The organism is Nocardioides sp. 1609 (genome assembly GCF_004522105.1).
In the GTDB taxonomy this organism is placed as follows: Bacteria; Actinomycetota; Actinomycetes; order Propionibacteriales; family Nocardioidaceae; genus Nocardioides.
In genome coordinates this window covers 517,908-536,734 of the sequence record NZ_SPUJ01000001.1, presented here as the reverse complement: position 1 = coordinate 536,734, position 18,827 = coordinate 517,908, and the positions used below count along the sequence as shown (strand labels likewise).

General features: G+C 73.9%; 14 protein-coding genes and 1 pseudogene. 11 read left to right on the top strand and 4 right to left on the bottom strand.

Going from position 1 to position 18,827, the window contains the following annotated elements:
• Nucleotides 1–72 precede the first annotated feature (72 nt).
• From E4623_RS02420 to E4623_RS02375, 10 genes and pseudogenes are all read left to right on the top strand, one after another.
• Nucleotides 73–1,257, top strand: a complete 1,185-nt coding sequence (locus E4623_RS02420) for a winged helix DNA-binding domain-containing protein (protein WP_134764906.1) — start codon at nucleotides 73–75, stop codon at nucleotides 1,255–1,257.
• Between the two features lie 25 nt (nucleotides 1,258–1,282).
• Entirely contained in the window at nucleotides 1,283–2,026 is a 744-nt protein-coding gene (locus E4623_RS02415; RefSeq protein WP_134764905.1) for a TIGR03936 family radical SAM-associated protein, read from the top strand.
• Nucleotides 2,027–2,351: 325 nt separating this feature from the next.
• Nucleotides 2,352–6,059 (top strand): Rne/Rng family ribonuclease, encoded by a 3,708-nt coding sequence (locus E4623_RS02410; protein WP_209020453.1) that lies wholly within the window; start codon nucleotides 2,352–2,354, stop codon nucleotides 6,057–6,059.
• 177 nt (nucleotides 6,060–6,236) lie between these two features.
• Nucleotides 6,237–6,539: a 50S ribosomal protein L21 gene (rplU, locus tag E4623_RS02405; RefSeq protein WP_134765405.1), complete on the top strand. Its 303-nt coding sequence runs from the start codon at nucleotides 6,237–6,239 to the stop codon at nucleotides 6,537–6,539.
• 34 nt (nucleotides 6,540–6,573) lie between these two features.
• On the top strand, nucleotides 6,574–6,828 hold the full coding sequence (gene rpmA / locus E4623_RS02400; RefSeq protein WP_134764904.1) for a 50S ribosomal protein L27: 255 nt from the start codon (nucleotides 6,574–6,576) through the stop codon (nucleotides 6,826–6,828).
• 121 nt (nucleotides 6,829–6,949) lie between these two features.
• Nucleotides 6,950–8,338, top strand: a pseudogene (gene obgE / locus E4623_RS02395) (GTPase ObgE); the annotation flags it as partial.
• Nucleotides 8,339–8,477: 139 nt separating this feature from the next.
• Nucleotides 8,478–9,602, top strand: coding sequence for a glutamate 5-kinase (proB, locus tag E4623_RS02390; protein WP_209020452.1), 1,125 nt, complete (start codon nucleotides 8,478–8,480; stop codon nucleotides 9,600–9,602).
• A 103-nt stretch (nucleotides 9,603–9,705) separates the two neighbouring features.
• Nucleotides 9,706–10,893, top strand: a complete 1,188-nt coding sequence (locus E4623_RS02385; protein ID WP_134764902.1) for a cysteine desulfurase family protein — start codon at nucleotides 9,706–9,708, stop codon at nucleotides 10,891–10,893.
• A gap of 1 nt (nucleotide 10,894) precedes the next feature.
• Nucleotides 10,895–12,022, top strand: coding sequence for a tRNA 2-thiouridine(34) synthase MnmA (gene mnmA, locus E4623_RS02380; RefSeq protein WP_280633627.1), 1,128 nt, complete (start codon nucleotides 10,895–10,897; stop codon nucleotides 12,020–12,022).
• Between the two features lie 7 nt (nucleotides 12,023–12,029).
• On the top strand, nucleotides 12,030–13,043 hold the full coding sequence (locus E4623_RS02375) for a methionine synthase (RefSeq protein WP_134764900.1): 1,014 nt from the start codon (nucleotides 12,030–12,032) through the stop codon (nucleotides 13,041–13,043).
• Between the two features lie 226 nt (nucleotides 13,044–13,269).
• On the opposite strand, the gene E4623_RS02370 is transcribed toward E4623_RS02375, so the two are convergent.
• The 3 genes from E4623_RS02370 to E4623_RS02360 form a co-directional block, all read right to left on the bottom strand.
• Nucleotides 13,270–14,877 carry an MFS transporter gene (locus E4623_RS02370; protein ID WP_134764899.1) on the bottom strand — a complete coding sequence of 536 codons (1,608 nt, stop codon included), beginning with the start codon at nucleotides 14,875–14,877 and terminating at the stop codon, nucleotides 13,270–13,272.
• Nucleotides 14,874–15,527, bottom strand: a complete 654-nt coding sequence (locus tag E4623_RS02365) for a TetR/AcrR family transcriptional regulator (RefSeq protein WP_245154792.1) — start codon at nucleotides 15,525–15,527, stop codon at nucleotides 14,874–14,876. The genes E4623_RS02370 and E4623_RS02365 overlap by 4 nt, the downstream gene beginning before the upstream one ends.
• Nucleotides 15,528–15,650: 123 nt before the next feature.
• Entirely contained in the window at nucleotides 15,651–16,274 is a 624-nt protein-coding gene (locus tag E4623_RS02360; protein WP_209020451.1) for an alpha/beta fold hydrolase, read from the bottom strand.
• A gap of 74 nt (nucleotides 16,275–16,348) precedes the next feature.
• On the opposite strand from E4623_RS02360, the gene ligA reads away from it, so the two are divergent.
• On the top strand, nucleotides 16,349–18,526 hold the full coding sequence (ligA, locus tag E4623_RS02355) for an NAD-dependent DNA ligase LigA (protein WP_134764898.1): 2,178 nt from the start codon (nucleotides 16,349–16,351) through the stop codon (nucleotides 18,524–18,526).
• 4 nt (nucleotides 18,527–18,530) lie between these two features.
• Here the strand turns inward: ligA and E4623_RS02350 are convergent, their stop codons facing one another.
• A complete protein-coding gene (locus E4623_RS02350; protein ID WP_134764897.1) occupies nucleotides 18,531–18,818 on the bottom strand; it encodes a DUF1540 domain-containing protein in 288 nt (95 codons plus the stop codon).
• Between the last annotated feature and the right edge of the window lie 9 nt (nucleotides 18,819–18,827).

Below are 18,827 nucleotides of genomic sequence, written 5' to 3'. Positions count from 1 at the left end.
GCGGCCCGGCGCGGTCGGCAGGTCTGGCGCACAGTGTCGCAGCACCGCGGGGCGGGCGGGCAGGATGTCGGGGTGCGCCACATCACCGACGACGAACGACGTCGCCGCCTGGCCCGCCGGCACGCGCTGGCCCCGTGGTCGCGGGTCGCGACGGCCGAGGCCGCGACCCGGGCGATGACGGTGCTGCACGCCACCGAGCCCGCGACCGTCTACCTCTCCCTGGCCGCCCGCGTCCCCGGCCTCACGGTCGCCGACGTCGACCGCGCGCTGTACGACGACCGCTCGCTCGTCAAGCAGCTGGCGATGCGGCGCACCCTGTTCGTCCTCCCGCGCGACCTGCTTCCGGCCGCGTGGGGGAGCGCGTCGGCGCGGGTCGCCGAGGCCGAGCTGAGACGGATGGCCAAGGACGTCGAGAAGGCCGGCATCGCCGCCGACGGCACGGCCTGGGTGCTGGACGCCCGGGCCGCCGTCCTCGGCGCGCTCGCCGAGCGCCCCGACGGGCTGACCGCGGTCGAGGTGCGCGAGCTGCTGCCCGAGGTCGCGGTGAAGTTCGAGGTGACGGCCGGGTCGGTGTGGAACCACGGCCGCGTCCTGACCCACCTCGGGCTGACCGCCGACGTCGTGCGCGGCACCAACACCCAGCACTGGCGGCTCTCGCGGCCGCGGTGGACGCGGATGGCCGACTGGCTCGGCGAGGCGCCCGCGGCACCGGCGTCGGTCGACGACGGGTACGCCGAGATCGTCGGGCGCTGGCTGCGCACCTTCGGCCCGGGCACGACCGACGACGTCGTGTGGTGGCTCGGCGGCACGAAGGGTGCCGTGCGGACGGCGTTCGCCCGCGTCGGCGCCGTCGAGGTCGCGCTCGACGGGGGCCGGACCGGCTGGGTGCTCCCCGACGACGTCGACGAGGAGCCGGCCGCGGAGGACCACTGGGCCGCGCTGCTGCCGGTCCTCGACCCCACGGTCATGGGCTGGAAGGAGCGTGGCTTCTACCTCGGCGAGCACGGCCCGCACCTCTTCGACCGCAACGGCAACGCGGGCACGACGGCGTGGGTCGACGGCCGGATCGTCGGCTGCTGGGTCCAGGACGACGCCGGCACCGTCGCCGTCCGGCTCCTCGAGCCGGTGACGTCGGCCGCCCGGGCGGCCCTCGACGCGGAGGCCGTCCGGCTGACCGGGTGGCTCGACGGGCAGCGGGTCGGCACCGTCTACCCGTCCGCGCTGATGAAGCTCCCGCGTGAAACCCTGGTGCCGTGAGTGCCGTGAGTGCCGTGATGTCGTCGTGAGCCGCCAGCAGCCCGAGCAGCAGGCGCCGCCGGTCCAGCGGCTGCGGATCCGCTACGCCAAGCGGGGACGGCTCCGCTTCACCAGCCACCGCGACTTCAGCCGTGCCTTCGAGCGCGCCGTCTTCCGTGCCCGGGTGCCGATGGCCTACTCGTCGGGCTTCAACCCGCACCCCCGGATCTCGTACGCCGGCGCGGCGCCGACCGGGTCGGCCAGCGAGGCCGAGTACCTCGAGATCGGGCTCGCGCAGGTCGTCGACCCGGCCGACGTCCACGCCCAGCTCGAGGAGGCGCTCCCCGACGGCCTCGACGTCCTCCGGGTGGTCGACGCGACGGTCCCGCTCGGCACCCCCAGCGTCGGCCTCGCCGACCTGCTCCAGGCCAGCCGGTGGGTCATCGGCCCGCTCGCCGTCCCCGCGACCGTGGCCCAGGACTCCGTCGCGGCGTTCCTCGGTGAGGACTCGGTCGTGGTCGAGCGGATGACGAAGAAGGGGCTGCGCGAGTTCGACTGCCGCGCCGCCGTCCTGCGGCTCGCCGCGGTGTCGGACGCCGGCGACACGCCCGACGTCCGCCTCGACCTGGTGCTGCGCCACACGGTCCCCGCCGTCCGGCCCGACGACGTCCTGACCGGCATCAGCCGGCTGACGGACCTCGATCCGGGCCCGGCGCCGCTGCTCACCCGGACCCAGCAGGGCCCCCTCGACGAGGCCACCGGCGAGGTCGGCGACCCGTTCGCCGGCTGACTCGCGAATCTCCCGGCGGATCGTGGTGTGCGATACTCCCGGTGGTGGCCGAACGGTGCTCCCCAGCCTCGTGAGGCCACTCGACGACGAACTTGTCGGCCCAGCACAGGGGTCGACACGGTGGAGCAGGTCGTCGCCAGACCGCGACGCGGTCCGGGATCGGTGACAGCGATCCGGGCACAGCGACCGCGGCAGGTGACGGGTCAGGTCCAGCGCCGCGCCGCGGAGGACGTCGCCGCCGACCAGACTTCGTGCTGCCGATCCTGTCCACCCCGGCGCGGCAGCACCAGACCCCGGCTCCGCCGGGTGGAGGAGCAGCACTCTCATGGCTGACGACGAACTGCAGAGCACCGACGACCAGGTCTCCGGCACCGACGGCCCCGCCGCCGACGCGCCGGCCAAGAAGGCCGCCGCGCGCAAGACCGCCGCCAAGAAGGCCGGCGCCGCCAAGAGGGCGCCCGCCAAGCGGGCGAGCAAGAAGGCCGCGGCCGCCGAGCCCGCAGCCGAGCCCGCAGCCGAGGTTGCCCCGGAGGCGCCCGTGGAGGCCGCCGGTGAGCCCGAGGCGAAGCCGGCCAGGAAGGCCGCCGCCAAGAAGACGACGGCCAAGAAGGCCGCCGCGAAGAAGACCACCACCAAGAAGGCCGCCGCGAAGAGGGCGGCCGAGCCGGAGTCGGTGCCCGACGAGCCCGCCGCCGACGAGACCACGACCCCGGCCGCCGAGCCGGCGCCGTCCGGCACGATGCCGCTGTTCCAGGTCCCGGAGACCGGTGAGAAGCCGACCCGCAAGCGCGCCGCCGCGAAGAAGGCCCCTGCCAAGCGCTCCACCGTGCGTTCCCGTGCCGCCGAGGCCGCCGCTGCCGAGGCGCTCGCCGCGGAGACCGCCCCCGAGGAGCTCGAGGAGCCGATCGACACGACCGCGGTGGACGCCGCCCCCGAGGTGGCCGTCGAGAGCGTCGAGGCGACCGAGGCCGCCGAGCAGGACCCGACCGACGTGATCGACCCGACCGATGAGGCCGACCCGACCGATCAGGCCGACGAGGCCGACGAGTCCGACGAGGGCTCCGACGACGGTGCCGGGGACGAGGGTGACGACTCCGGTCCGCGCCGCCGTCGTCGCCGTGGCGGACGACGCCGCCGTCGCAGTGGCGACGGTGGCGACGGTGCCGATGCCGGGGGAGACGCCGGCAACGACGTCGCCGAGGCCGACGCCCCCGCCGACCGGGGCGGGCGCGGTGGCCGCGGTGGCCGCGGCGCGGCCAAGGCCGAGACGCCCGCCGCCCAGGGCGAGAGCGCCGGTGACTCCTCCGACCACGACGCCGACCCGAGCAGCGACGGTGGCGCCGACAGGAACGGCGACGAGAAGTCCGACGGCACCGACGCCGCCGAGGGCGGCACCGGCACCCGCCGACGCCGCAAGCGCCGCCGCGAGGGCGACTCCGGTGACGGGGGCGGCGACGACCCGAGCCACACCACGACCCGGGTGCGCCGCACGCGCTCTCCCGAGGACGAGATCACCTCGATCGCCGGCTCCACCCGTCTCGAGGCCAAGAAGCAGCGCCGCCGCGACGGCCGCGAGGCCGGTCGCCGACGTGCCCCGATCGTCAGCGAGGCCGAGTTCCTCGCCCGCCGCGAGTCGGTCGAGCGGGTCATGGTCGTGCGCCAGCGCGACGAGCTGACCCAGATCGGCGTCGTCGAGGACAAGGTCCTCGTCGAGCACTACGTCGCCCGCGAGTCGCAGACCTCCCTCATCGGCAACGTCTACCTCGGGCGGGTCCAGAACGTGCTCCCCTCCATGGAGGCGGCGTTCATCGACATCGGCAAGGGACGCAACGCGGTCCTGTACGCCGGCGAGGTCAACTGGTCGCAGCTCGGCCACAAGGACGGCAACCCGCGCAAGATCGAGTCGGTCCTCTCCTCGGGCCAGACCATCCTCGTGCAGGTCAGCAAGGACCCCATCGGCAACAAGGGCGCCCGGCTCACCAGCCAGATCAGCCTGGCCGGGCGGTTCCTGGTCTACGTGCCGGACGGCACGACGTCCGGGATCTCCCGCAAGCTGCCCGACACCGAGCGCAACCGGCTCAAGACCCTCCTCAAGGAGGTCGTCCCGTCGACGGCCGGCGTCATCGTGCGCACGGCCGCGGAGGGCGCGAGCGAGGAGGAGCTGACGCAGGACGTCGAGCGACTCAAGTCCCGCTGGGAGGAGATCGAGGGCAAGGCCAAGGGCAAGGGCGGCAACCCGCAGCTCCTGCACGGTGAGCCCGACCTGACCCTCAAGGTCGTCCGCGACCTCTTCACCGAGGACTTCGCCAAGCTGGTCATCCAGGGCGACGACGCCTGGGACCTCGTCCTCGGCTACGTCCGCGACGTCGCGCCCGACCTCGAGGACCGCCTCGAGAAGTACGACGCGCGCGAGCACAACGACGTCGACCTGTTCTCCGCCTACCGGATCGACGAGCAGATCGCCAAGGCCCTCGACCGCAAGGTGTTCCTGCCCTCCGGCGGCTCGCTGGTCATCGACCGCACCGAGGCGATGACCGTCGTCGACGTCAACACCGGCAAGTTCACCGGCTCCGGCGGCAACCTCGAGGAGACGGTCACCAAGAACAACCTCGAGGCGGCCGAGGAGGTCGTGCGCCAGCTCAGGCTGCGCGACATCGGCGGCATCATCGTCGTCGACTTCATCGACATGGTCCTCGAGGCCAACCGGGACCTGGTCCTGCGCCGGATGGTCGAGTGCCTCGGTCGTGACCGGACCCGCCACCAGGTCGCCGAGGTGACCTCGCTCGGCCTGGTGCAGATGACGCGCAAGCGGATCGGCACCGGCCTGCTGGAGTCGTTCAGCGAGAACTGCGAGCACTGCCAGGGCCGCGGCGTCGTCATCCACGACGCGCCGATCGAGCCCCGGCGGGGCCAGGACGAGCGGGGCGGCAACACCGGCGGCGGCAACGGCGGCGGCAACGGCGGCGGCAACGGCGGTGGCGGCGGCGGCAACGGCGGCGGTGGCAGTGCCGGCGGTGCCGAAGGCGAACGACGCACCGGACGTCGTCGTGGCGGCCGCGGCCGCACCGGCGACGACGCCCAGGCGGCTCCGGCCACGGCCCCCGCCGCGCACAAGCCGACCCCGGCCGAGTTCGCCGCGATGGCGAGCGCAGAGCTGCTCAAGGACGGCGTCGAGCCCGTGACGCCCGCCTCCGAGTCCCCCGAGGTCGAGACACCGGCGGCCGAGGCCCCGGTGTCCGAGGCCCCGGCGTCCGAGCCGGCTGCCCCGAAGGTCGTCACCCGGACCCGTCGCGGCGTGAGCCGCACCGTGGCGGCGACCACCGAGACCGAGACCGGGGCGGAGGTCGCCGTCGAGGCACCGAGCCCCGTCGTCGAGCAGCCCGAGGCGTCCGCGGAGGCACCGGTCGAGCCGGCCGCCCCGAAGGTCGTCACCCGGACCCGTCGCGGCGTGAGCCGCACCGTGGCGCCGACCACCGAGACCGAGGCGCAGGTCGCCGTCGAGGCGCCGAGCCCCGCCGTCGAGCAGCCCGCGGCGTCCGCGGAGGCCCCGGCCGAGCCGGCCGCCCCGAAGGTCGTCACCCGGTCGCGTCGCGGCGTGAGCCGCACCGTGACGCCGGCCCCCGAGGCCGCCGAGCCCACCGCGGTGACCGCGGCGCCCGTTCCCGAGCCCGTCGAGCCCGCAGCGGCGGCCGAGGCGCCCGTGGGGGCGCCGGCCGAGCCGGCCGCCCCCCAGGTGGTCACCCGGTCCCGACGCGGCGTGACGCGCACGGTGGCGAGCACCACGGCGGTCACCGCCGTCACCACCGCGCAGCCGACGGAGCAGCCCGTGGCGGCCGAGGAGGCCCCGGTCGCGCCCGAGCCGCCCCAGGTGGTCACCCGGACCCGCGGCCGGTCCGCGAGCCGGGTCGCCGGCACGCCGACCGACGAGACGGCGTCCGCGCAGGCTCCCGGGACGGCCGACGACGACACCACCGAGCAGGCCGAGGACACGGGGCTGCACGTCCCGGTCAAGCGCAAGGGCCGCAAGCGCTGAACCGGCCGCCAGGGTGCGGGGGAGGCCCGTTTTGCTCCTCCGCGCCCTGATCCGTACGATTGACCCTCGTGCGTCCTCGCCGGACGCACCACTCCTGCCCGGCACCCCCCTCGTTCCCGAGAGCGGTCGGCCGTGCCGCAGGACCCGCTAGCAGTGAAGACGACGAAGGAGACCGCGGTGTACGCGATCGTGCGCGCAGGCGCCAAGCAGCAGAAGGTCGCTGTCGGCGACGTCATCGAGATCGACAAGGTCTCGACGCCGGTCGGTGACACGCTGGCCCTGCCGGTCGTGATGGCCGTCGACGGCGAGACCGTCACCGCCACCGGCCTCGACAAGGCCGCCGTGACCGTCGAGGTCCTCGGCGCCACCAAGGGCCCGAAGATCGTCATCCAGAAGTACAAGAACAAGACCGGCTACAAGAAGCGCCAGGGTCACCGCCAGAAGTACACCCAGGTCAAGGTCACCGACATCACGCTCTGAGTCTCTCGACTCACCCACCCGAGAAGGAACTGAGATGGCTCACAAGAAGGGCGCCGCGTCCACCAAGAACGGTCGCGACTCCAACTCCCAGCGCCTCGGCGTCAAGCGCTTCGGCGGCCAGGCCGTCAACGCCGGCGAGATCATCGTCCGCCAGCGGGGCACGCACTTCCACCCGGGCAGCGGCGTCGGCCGCGGCGGTGACGACACCCTCTTCGCGCTGATCCCCGGCGCCGTCGAGTTCGGCCGCAAGCGCGGCCGCAAGGTCGTCAACATCACGCCCGTCGACTGAGCGTGCGACACCCGGGCGAGTGATCCGTCACTCACCCAGCACCATCCCAGGCTTCACCACGAGAGGGCGTCCCGTGCCGGGGCGCCCTTCGTGTTTTACCTAGCTGCTCAGGAGCACCACCATGGCCGTCCCCACCTTCGTCGATCGCGTCACGCTGCACGTCACGGCCGGGCGCGGCGGTCACGGTGTCGCCTCCGTGCACCGCGAGAAGTTCAAGCCGCTCGGTGGCCCCGACGGCGGCAACGGTGGCCCGGGCGGCTCGATCATCCTGCGGGTCGACCCCGACGTCACCACGCTCGTCGACTACCACCACAGCCCGCACCGCAAGGCCGAGCACGGCGGCCAGGGCGCCGGCTCGCACCGCAACGGCGCGCACGGTGCCGACATGGTGCTGTCGGTCCCCGACGGCACCGTCGTCAGCATCAGGAGCACCGGCGAGGTCGTCGCCGACCTGGTCGGTCCGGGCACCGAGCTCGTCGTCGCCCAGGGCGGCCGCGGCGGGCTCGGCAACGCCGCGCTGGCCAGCGCCAAGCGCAAGGCCCCCGGCTTCGCGCTGCTCGGCGAGCCCGGCGAGGAGGTCGAGGTCGTCCTCGAGCTCAAGGTCGTCGCCGACATCGGTCTGGTCGGCTTCCCGAGCGCCGGCAAGTCGAGCCTGATCGCCTCGATCTCGCGCGCCCGGCCCAAGATCGCCGACTACCCGTTCACGACCCTGGTGCCCAACCTCGGCGTCGTCACCGGCGGCGACACCACCTTCACCGTCGCCGACGTCCCCGGCCTGATCGAGGGTGCCAGCGACGGGCGCGGCCTCGGCCACGACTTCCTGCGCCACGTCGAGCGGTGCGCTGCGATCGTGCACGTCCTCGACACCGCCACCTTCGAGCCCGGCCGCAACCCCGCCGACGACCTCGACATCATCGAGAACGAGCTCGCCCGCTACGGCGGCCTCGAGGACCGGCCGCGGCTGGTCGCGCTCAACAAGATCGACGTGCCCGACGGCCGCGACCTCTCCGACATCGTGATCGACGACCTCCGCGAGCGCGGGCTGCGGGTCTTCCCGGTCTCCGCGGCGTCGGGGGAGGGCACCCGCGAGCTCGTCTTCGCGATGGCCGAGATCGTGCTGGCCGCGCGCGAGGAGAAGGCCGTCGAGGTCGCCGAGCGGATCATCCTGCGCCCGCCGAGCGTCGACGGCGCCGACTTCACCGTCACCCGGACCGACGACGGCTGGCGGGTCCGCGGCACCAAGCCCGAGCGCTGGGTCCGCCAGACCGACTTCAGCAACGACGAGGCCGTCGGCTTCCTCGCCGACCGGCTCAACCGCCTCGGCGTCGAGAAGAAGCTCATCGAGGTCGGCGCGGAGGAGGGCGACACCGTCCTCATCGGGCACCCCGACGACTCCGTCGTCTTCGACTTCCGGCCGAGCCTCGACGCGGGCGCCGAGAACCTCGCCCGCCGCGGTGAGGACGACCGGCTCAAGGAGGAGCGCCCGGCGCACGGCCGTCGCAAGGCGATCCAGGAGGCGCTGCCCGAGCGCGGGGAGAACGAGACCCGCGCCGACGTCGCCCGCCGCATCGACAAGCCGGAGGTGTACGGCCCGTCGTCCTACGAGATCGGTTCGGCCGAGGACCCCGACTGGGCCGAGAGCGATCCCGGTGACCAGGTCTGAGACCCGGCCCGAGGTGGCGACCGCCCGGCGCGTCGTCGTCAAGGTCGGCTCCTCCTCGCTGACGACCGCCCACGGCGGGATCGACCCGGAGCGGCTGCGCGCGCTCGTCGACGTCCTGGCGGCCGCCCGGTCCCGTGGCGTCGAGGTGGTGCTGGTCTCCTCCGGTGCGATCGCGGCCGGCCTCGCGCCGCTGGGGATGAAGCGCCGACCGGCCGGGCTCGCCGCCCAGCAGGCCGCCGCGTCGGTCGGGCAGGGCCTGCTGGTGCACCGCTACACCGAGGAGCTCGCCCGGCACGAGCTGGTCGCCGGGCAGGTGCTGCTCACCGCCGACGACGTCACCCGCCGCAGCCACTACCGCAACGCCCACCAGACCTTCGCCAAGCTCCTCGAGCTCGGGGTGCTGCCGATCGTCAACGAGAACGACACCGTCGCCACGACGGAGATCCGGTTCGGCGACAACGACCGGCTCGCGGCCCTGGTCGCCCACCTCGTGCACGCCGACCTGCTGGTGCTGCTCTCCGACGTCGACGGCCTCTACGACGGCAACCCGGCCGAGCCGGGCAGCACGCTGCTCGAGGTGGTGGTCGGCGACGCCGACCTCGACGGCGTCCGCATCGGGCGCACCGGTGCGGCGGGCCTCGGCACCGGCGGCATGCAGACGAAGGTCGAGGCGGCCCGGATCGCGACCGGCGCCGGCATCCCGGTCGTGCTGACCTCCGCGCCGCTCGCCGGTCCCGCGCTGGCCGGCGAGAACGTCGGCACGCTGTTCCGGCCGACCGGCCGCAGGCAGCCGACCCGGCTGCTCTGGCTGGCCCACGCCACCGAGGCCCACGGCACCCTGCAGCTGGACGCCGGCGCGGTGCGCGCCGTCGTCGACCGGCGGGCCTCGCTGCTGCCCGCCGGCATCACCGGCGTCACCGGCGCCTTCGTCGCCGGCGACCCGGTCGACCTCACCGGCCCGGACGGCGTCCCCGTGGCCCGCGGCCTGGTCAACTTCGACGCCGACGAGGTGCCGGCCCTGATCGGGCGCTCCACCCACGACCTCAAGCGCGAGCTCGGTGCCGGCTACGAGCGTGAGGTCGTCCACCGCGACGACCTCGTGCTGCTCTGAGCGCGCGCAGGTCCACCGCACGGGGTGCTGCGCGGCCGTGGCGAGGAGCACATGCTGGTCACCCGTGGCTCCGGGTGACCCGAGCCGTAGTCTGGAGGATGCGATGAACCCGCCCGTCCACTACCTCGACCACGCCGCGACCACGCCGATGGTGCCCGCGGCGCTCGAGGCGATGACGGCGCACCTCGCGAACGCCGGCAACCCGAGCTCGCTGCACGCCTCCGGGCGGCAGGCGCGGCGGGTCGTGGAGGAGTCGCGCGAGACGATCGCGCAGGCGCTGGACTGCCGTCCCGGCGAGGTCGTCTTCACCTCCGGCGGCACCGAGTCCAACAACCTGGCCCTCAAGGGCCTGTACTGGTCGCGCCGGGCCGGCGACCCGGGGCGACGCCGGATCCTGACCACCGCGATCGAGCACCACGCCGTCCTCGACCCCCTCGACTGGCTCGCCGAGAGCGAGGGCGCCGAGGTCGAGCTGCTGCCGGTCGACCGCTCGGGCCGACTCGACGTCGCGGCGTTCCGCGCCACGCTCGAGCGCGACCCCGCCTCGGTGGCGCTGGTCTCGGTGATGTGGGCCAACAACGAGGTCGGCACCCTGCAACCGGTCGACGAGGTCGTCGCCCTGGCCCGCCCGCACGGCATCCCGGTCCACACCGACGCCGTGCAGGCCCTCGGGTCGGTGCCGCTCGACTTCGCCGCCTCGGGCGTCGACGCGATGACGATCACCGGGCACAAGGTCGGCGGTCCCTTCGGCGCCGGCGCGCTCGTCGTGCGGCGCGAGCTCGACCTGGTCGCCCTCGCGCACGGCGGCGGCCAGGAGCGCGACATCCGCAGCGGCACGATCGACACCCCGGCGATCGCCGGACTGGCCGCGGCCGTCGAGCTCGCCGTCAAGCACCAGGCCGAGCACTCCGCCCACGTCGGCGCGCTGCGCGACGAGCTGGTCCGCCGGGTCGTCGAGGTCGTCCCCGACGCGCACCTGCACGGGGCGCCGCTCGAGCCCCGCAGCGCCCGGCTGCCGGGCAACGCGCACCTCGGCTTCCCCGGCTGCGAGGGCGACTCGCTGCTGATGCTGCTCGACGCCCGGGGCATCGAGTGCTCCACGGGCTCGGCCTGCTCGGCCGGCGTCGCACAGCCCTCCCACGTGCTGCTCGCCATGGGCTGCACCGACGACGCCGCGCGGCACTCGCTCCGGTTCTCCTTCGGCCACACCTCCACCGAGGCCGACGTCGACGCCGTCGTCGAGGCGATCGGAGCGGTCGTGGAGCGCGCCCGGGCCGCGCGGAGGGTCTGACGTGCGGGCAGTCCCTGAGCAGCAGGCACAGGAGCCCCGCCGGGTGGTTGCCGCCATGTCCGGTGGGGTCGACTCGGCCGTCGCGGCCGCGCGCGCGGTCGAGGCCGGCCACGACGTCACCGGCATCCACCTGGCGCTCTCGCGCAACCCGAAGTCCTACCGCACCGGCGCGCGCGGCTGCTGCACCATCGAGGACGCCAACGACGCCCGCCGGGCCGCCGACGTGATCGGCATCCCGTTCTACGTCTGGGACCTCTCCGAGCGGTTCCACGACGACGTCGTCGAGGACTTCATGGACGAGTACGCCGCCGGCCGCACGCCCAACCCGTGCCTGCGGTGCAACGAGAAGATCAAGTTCGCCGCCGTCCTGGAGCGGGCGCTCGCGCTGGGCTACGACGCCGTCGCGACCGGGCACTACGCCCAGCTGCGCCCGGGGCCGGCGAGCCGCGGGGGCGCCATCGAGATGCACCGCGCCGTCGACCACGGCAAGGACCAGTCCTACGTGCTCGGCGTCCTCGACCAGCACCAGCTGGCCCACTCCCTGTTCCCGCTCGGCGACTCGACCAAGCCCGAGGTGCGTGCCGAGGCCGCCGCGCGCGGGCTGCTGGTCGCCGACAAGCCCGACAGCCACGACATCTGCTTCGTCGCCGACGGCGACAACGCCGGCTGGCTGCGCGACAGGCTCGGCGACCGGGCGCCCAACCACGGCGGCCCGATCATCGACGACGCCACCGGCGAGGAGCTCGGCCGCCACGACGGCACCTACGGCTTCACCATCGGCCAGCGCAAGGGGCTGCGGATCGGCCGGCCGGCCCCCGACGGCAAGCCGCGCTTCGTGCTCGACATCGAGCCGGTCTCCGGCACCGTGACCGTCGGGCCCCACGAGCGCCTGGCGGTGCGTCGCCTCACCGCGATCAAGCCGCGCTGGTGCGGCACCGTCCCCTCGCAGGTCGACGGCACGGTGCAGCTGCGCGCCCACGGCGCCGAGCTGCCGGCGACCGTGGTCGTCGCCGACGACGTCCGGATCGAGCTCCACGAGCCGGCGTACGGGATCGCGCCCGGCCAGGCCGCCGTCGTCTACGACGGCACCCGCGTGGTCGGCTCCGCGACGATCGCGGCGACGGCGTGAGGCGCTGATGGCGACCGGGAGCGGCGTCGGTTCGATGCCGGGGGAGTCCTTCGACGAGGCGCAGCGCGCGGTCCTCGGCGTCCTCGGGGAGGCCGGCAGCGGCGTCCCGCACCTCGTCGAGGTGCCCGGTCGTGGCATCACCGCCGGCATGCTCGGGCGCGCGCTCGGCCTGGTCACCGACCTCGGCATCGACCTCCAACCCGCCGGCTGGCGGCTGCTCGGCGACTCCGGGTCCTCGGGCGTCGACCACCGCCGCGCCCGCAGCCTGCTCGCGCAGGACCTCGACGGCGTCGAGGAGCTCACCCAGGGCTACACCGGCGCGTTCAAGCTGCAGGTCGCCGGACCGTGGACGCTGGCCGCGACGGTCGAGAAGCCGCGCGGCGACAAGGTCCTCAGCGACCCCGGCGCGCGACGCGACCTCGCCCAGGCGCTCGCCGAGGGCGTCCGCACGCACGTGCGCGACGTGCGCCGGCGGGTGACCGGGGCCGACCGGCTCGTCGTCCAGGTCGACGAGCCGTCGCTGGCGGCCGTGATGGCCGGGCAGATCTCCACGGCGTCCGGCTTCGGGCGGCACCGCACCGTGCACCCGCCCGAGGCCTCGGAGGCACTGGGCTGGGTGCTGGCGGCGATCGCGGAGGAGGGGGCGGAGCCGTGGGTGCACTCGTGCGCGCCGGGCACCCCCCTCGACCTCCTCCGCGGCGCGGGGGCGCTCGGCCTCGCCGTCGACCTCGCCACCCTCGACGCCGCCGGCCACGACGTCCTGGCCACGGCGCTCGAGGCCGGGGAGGCCGTCGCGCTCGGCATCGTCGCCGCGACCGACCCCGGGCCCGGCGACGACGCCACCGACACCGTGCTCGTCGAGCAGGTGCTGCGCTGGCTCGACATGCTGGGACTCGACCCCGAGGTCGTCGGCGCGCAGGTCGTCGTCACCCCGTCCTGCGGGCTGGCCGGCGCCTCCGGCGCGTGGGCCCGGCGGGCCCTGACCCTCGCCGCCGCCACGGCCGGGCACCTGCCTGGCTGAGTCGACCGGGGGTGGGGGATTTCCCCGGTCGACCGGGGAAACCTGAACCTGGGGGCCGGGATCCCGGCCCCCAGGTTCAGGTTTCGGCCGCCCAGTGGGTCGGGGCCGCCCGGTGCGCCTCCGCGGCCCGGTGCGCCCGCGCCGGACGACGGCGCGCCGCCCGGAACGGGACCGGCCCCGCAGCGACGTCGAGTCGGTGCGGGGCCGGTGGTGGAGCGGGTGGGGATCAGCCGACGTGGATGCCCTCGGGGCCGTCGGTGGCGAGCTCCTCGTGCTTGACGTTGAGGAACGTCCAGATGGCGGCCGAGCCGATCGCGATCAGGATCGCGCCGACCAGGAAGGCGGCCGTGGCGCCCTCGGTGAAGGAGCCGATGAACGCGAGCTGGGTCGCGTTCTCGGACGGGATGCCCTGTGCCGTGAGGTCACGGGCCAGGTCGGTCTTGGTGCCGTCGGCGAAGTGCAGCGACACGGTGGCCAGGATGGCGAGGCCGAGGGCGCCACCGACCTGCTGCATCGTGTTGAGCACACCGGAGCCGATGCCGGAGTCCTCGGAGCGGAGGTGGTGCACCGCGGTGAGGGTGAGGGGCACGAACGTCGCGCCCATGCCGATCGACATCAGGACGATGAAGGGGAAGATCGACGTCCAGTAGTTCACGTCGGCGCCGAGGAAGCCGTCGCCGTTCGCAACGGCGAGCAGGTCGGCCGTACCGGTGGGGACCTCGAGCCGCGAGAACCCGAACAGGGCGACCGTGGCCATGAGCGTGCCGACGCCGGCGATGAAGCGCGGGTCGATCCGGTTGACGAGGTTCGACGAGAGCGCCGCGCCGACCACGATGCCGAACGAGAACGGCAGGAACGCGAACCCGGTGTTCAGCGGGCTGTAGCCCACGACCAGCTGGATGAAGAGGCTCAGGAAGTAGAACATCGCGAACATCGCGGCCGGCACGAGCATCATCACCAGGAAGCTGGTGGCGCGGGTGCGGTTCGCGAAGACGCGGACCGGCAGCAGCGGGTGCTTCACGCGGGACTCGACGACGGCGAACACCACCAGCAGCGCGACGCCGGCAGCCAGCGACGCGAGGGTCCACGGGTCGCCCCAGCCGTGTGCGGCCTCGCCGGCCCGGCTGAAGCCGTAGACCAGGCCGAGCAGACCGAGGGTGCCGGTGATGGCACCGGGCACGTCGAGCTCGCCGGGGTGCGACTCGGACTCGTGGAGGAAGCGGGGCGCCAGCGACGCGGCGACCAGGCCGATCGGGACGTTGATGAGGAAGGTCAGGCGCCAGCCCTCGAGGCCGATGACCGGGTCGAGGCCGGTGAGCCAGCCACCGAGGATGAGGCCGACGGCCGCACCCGCGCCGGACATGGCGGCGTACACCGCGAAGGCGCGGTTGCGTGCCGGACCGGCCGGGAACGTCGTGGTGATCAGCGCCAGCGCGGCGGGGGAGGCGAGCGCGGCGCCGAGGCCCTGGAGGCCACGCGAGCCGAGCAGCATGGCCTCGTTCTGCGCGAAGCCGCCGATGAGCGAGGCGATCGCGAAGACCGCCAGGCCGATCATGAACACGCGGCGGCGACCGTAGAGGTCACCCAGGCGGCCACCGAGCAGCAGCAGCCCACCGAAGGCGAGCGCGTAGCCGGTGACGATCCACGTGAGGTTGGCGTCGTTGATGTTGAGGTCCTCGCCGATGAACGGCAGGGCGATGTTGGCGATGGAGGCGTCGAGCACCACCATCAGCTGGGCGATCGAGATGAGGACGAGCGCCCACCCGAGGTGGAGCTCCTTCTTCTCTCGGGCCGGCTCGGGAGCCACGGGCTCCGTCAGGGTCTGGTCGGTCATCGGTCTTCTTTCGTCTCGGGTGAGGAGGTGGAGCTGGTGTCGTGGGGCCGGCCGGCGACAGCGACGGCAGGCAGGATGATCTGGTCGATGACGCGCTCGACGGCGGAGGCGTCGATGGCCTCGCCCATCAGGAACTGCCGGTGGAGCAGCAGCCCGGGAAGGGCGGGGACGATGAGGTCGAGGTCGACGTCGTCACGGATCTCGCCCCGCTCGCGGGCGCGGACGAAGACCTGGTGGTTCATGGCCGCCTTGGGGCCGATGAACTGCTCACGGAAGGCCTCGGCGAAGTCCTGGTCGCGGCCGATGGCGGTGATCACGCTGGCGAGGATGGCGATCTGCCGCGCGTCGGTGAGCCCGCCCATGCCGCAGAACATGGAGACCAGGTCGCCGCGCAGGGTGCCGGTGTCCGGCATCGCGTGCGGCTCCTTCATCGAGCAGAGGGAGTCGATGACCAGGGCCGCCTTGCTGTTCCAGCGGCGGTAGAGCGTGGCCTTCGAGGCACGGGCGCCTGCGGCGACCGCGTCCATCGTCAGTCGGTCGTAGCCGACGTCCGCGAGGACGGTGAGCGTCGCCTCGTGGATCTCCTGCTCGCGGTCGCCCTCGACGCGGGGCCGGGCGACGACCTCGGTGGTCGGGTCGGTCGGTGTCACGTGTGTCCTTGGTCACTCGATGGAACGGTACGGTTTCGTACTGCCCAAGAGAGTACGGATCCGTTCCATTCCCGACAACCCAAATAAGTTCGAGAAGATTTTCTCGCGGGGGACCTGCCGAGGTCAGCCGAGGAGCCGCAGGCACTCCGAGGCAGCGACGTCGTTCCACGCCGCGACCCGGCGGAACAGGTAGTGCCCGACCCGCCCCATGTCGTGGAAGCGAGCCTCGGCGGCCCACGGCTCGGCGCGGGCCAGGAACCGCCGCGTCATCCGGGCGGAGGTGATCTTGTCGCTGCGCCCGTGGGCGGCGATGACCGCCTTGCCGCGCAGCGCGTCGACCGGGTCGTCGGGCTGCCACCACGGCGCGAGCGCGACGACGCCGACCACCGACGCGTCGTCGGCGACGTGGGCCGCCGTGCGGCCGCCCATCGAGTGGCCGAGCAGGACGACGGGCACCTCGCCGTGCGTGCGGCGCACCTCCTCGAGCGCCCACCGGGCATCGGCGACGGGAGCGCCGCCGTTCCAGCCCCGGACGCGGTAGCGCAGCAGCCAGGTGGCGACGCCGGCCTGGTGCAGGGTCGGTGTGATCGCGCGCTGCAGCGCCGCCATCCGGCGCCACGACGCGCTCCGGGCGTCGACCGGGGCGCGACTGGCCTGCTTCCCGCCGTGCAGCAGCAGGACGACGGCACGGGTCGCCTCGGGCTCGAGCCGCGTGAGGGCGTGCGGCAGCGCGGTCTCGGTCGTCACGTCCGGAGTTCGGAGCAGCACGCCGACGCGGATGGGTGGCGGCGGTTGTCGGTGGCGCGCGGCAAGATGGGCCCGTGCCCGAGGAGACGAAGCCGAACGAGCCGGCTGGCCCGACGCCGGTCACCGACGCCGCGCGCGAGGAGCACCGCGTGCTGGCGGAGGAGATCGACGACGCCCGCTACCGCTACTACATGCTCGACTCGCCGACGCTCGACGACGCCGACTTCGACCGGCGGATGCGCCGGCTGGAGGCGATCGAGGAGGAGTTCCCCGAGCTCCGCACGCCCGACTCGCCGACCCAGAAGGTCGGGGGCGCGGTCTCGACCGACTTCGACAAGGTCGACCACCTGCAGCGCATGGAGAGCCTCGACAACGCCTTCTCCTACGACGAGCTCGCCTCCTGGCACGCGCGGCTGGCCCGCGACGGCGTCGAGGCGGCCGACCTGCTGTGCGAGCTCAAGGTCGACGGGCTGGCCATCAACCTGCTCTACGAGCAGGGCCGCCTCGTCCGCGCCCTGACGCGCGGCGACGGCCGCACCGGCGAGGACGTCACCCACAACGTCAAGACCATCGACAGCGTCCCGCACCGGCTGAGGGCGTCGGAGGACTACCCGGTCCCCGACCTCCTCGAGGTGCGTGGCGAGGTGTTCCTGCCGGTGGTGGCCTTCGAGCGTCTCAACGAGGCGATGACCGAGGCCGGCAAGCCGCCGTTCGCCAACCCCCGCAACGCCGCCGCCGGGTCGCTGCGCCAGAAGGACCCGCGGGTCACCGCCACGCGGGCGCTCGGCATGGTCTGCCACGGCATCGGCGCCCGCCGCGGCTTCGAGCCGAAGGCGCAGTCGCAGTCCTACGAGGCCCTCGCCGCCTGGGGCCTCCCGACCTCCGACCAGGTCCGGGTCGTGCCGGCGCTCGCCGACGTCGAGGCCTACGTCGAGCACGCCGGCGCGCACCGGCACACGATCGTCCCCTACGAGATCGACGGCGTCGTGGTCAAGGTCGACGACGTCACCCTGCAGCGCCGGCTCGGCTCGACGAGCCGGGCCCCGCGCTGGGCGATCGCCTTCAAGTACCCACCGGAGGAGGTCAACGCCAGGCTCCTCGAGATCCGGGTCAACGTCGGCCGCACCGGCCGCGTCACGCCGTACGGCGTGATGGAGCCGACCCGCGTCGCCGGCTCCACCGTCGAGAACGCCACCCTGCACAACGCCCACGAGGTCAAGCGCAAGGACGTCCGTCCCGGCGACACCGTGGTCCTGCGCAAGGCCGGCGACGTGATCCCGGAGATCGTCGGCCCGGTGCTGCCGCTGCGCCCGAAGGGGCTGCGGCCGTGGCGGATGCCGACCAGGTGCCCGGCCTGCCGCACGCCGCTGGCCCAGCAGAAGGAGGGTGACAAGGACCTGCGCTGCCCCAACCACGAACGCTGCCCCGCCCAGGTCCGCGAGCGTGTCTTCCACGTGGCCGGCCGCGGCGCCTTCGACATCGAGGGGCTCGGCTACGAGGCGGCGGTCGCGCTGCTCGACGCCGGAGCGATCGGCAACGAGGGCGACGTGTTCGACCTCGACGCCGACCTGGTGCTGAAGGCGCCCCTGTTCACCAGGGCGCCGAGGAAGGGCGAGGAGGGTCCGCAGCTCTCGGCCAACGGGCAGCGGCTGCTCGACAACCTCGGCCGGGCCACCGACGCCCCGCTGTGGCGTGCTCTGGTCGGCCTCTCGATCCGCCACGTCGGGCCGACGGCGGCGCGGGCGCTCGCCCAGGAGTTCGGCTCCTGGGAGGCGATCCGCGACGCCTCCGAGGAGCAGCTCGCCGGGGCGGAGGGGGTCGGTCCGACGATCGCCGCCGCCGTGGTCGAGTGGCGCGAGGTGCCCTGGCACCTCGAGATCGTGCAGAAGTGGGCCCGGCACCTCGCGCTCGCCGACGAGCGCGACGAGTCGGTGCCGCGCACCCTCGAGGGGCTCACCGTCGTGGTCACGGGCTCGCTCGTCGACTTCAGCCGCGACTCCGCCAAGGAGGCGATCCTGGTCCGCGGCGGCAAGGCGTCCGGATCGGTGTCGAAGAAGACCGACTACGTCGTCGTCGGCGACAACGCCGGGTCCAAGGCCGAGAAGGCCGAGCAGCTCGGCGTCCCCGTGCTCGACGAGGACGGGTTCAAGGCGCTGCTCGCCGACGGCCCGCCGCCGGCCGAGCCGACCACCGAGCCGGCCGAGCCGGCCGAGCCGACCAGCGAGCCGGCCGCCGACGCCGGGGGCGCGTGAGGCCTCAGCGTGCCTGGAAGGTGAGGCAGTCGGCCACGTCGGCGGCCGGGCCGATCTCGACGCTGGACGCCGAGCACTCCAGCCGGTCGTTGTGGACGCAGTCCGACCGGTGGCAGGCGCCGACCTGCGCGGTCGTGTCGGTGCCGGCCTCGGCCGCCACGTCGACGTAGGTGCCGCAGGCGCTGCTCGCACCGAGCACGGTGATGGCTGCCGCGTGGCAGTCGTGGTCGTGGTTGTAGGAGCACCCGTCGACGCTGCAGGTGCTGACGAGCGGCAGGTTCATGGTGGTCATGGCTCCACC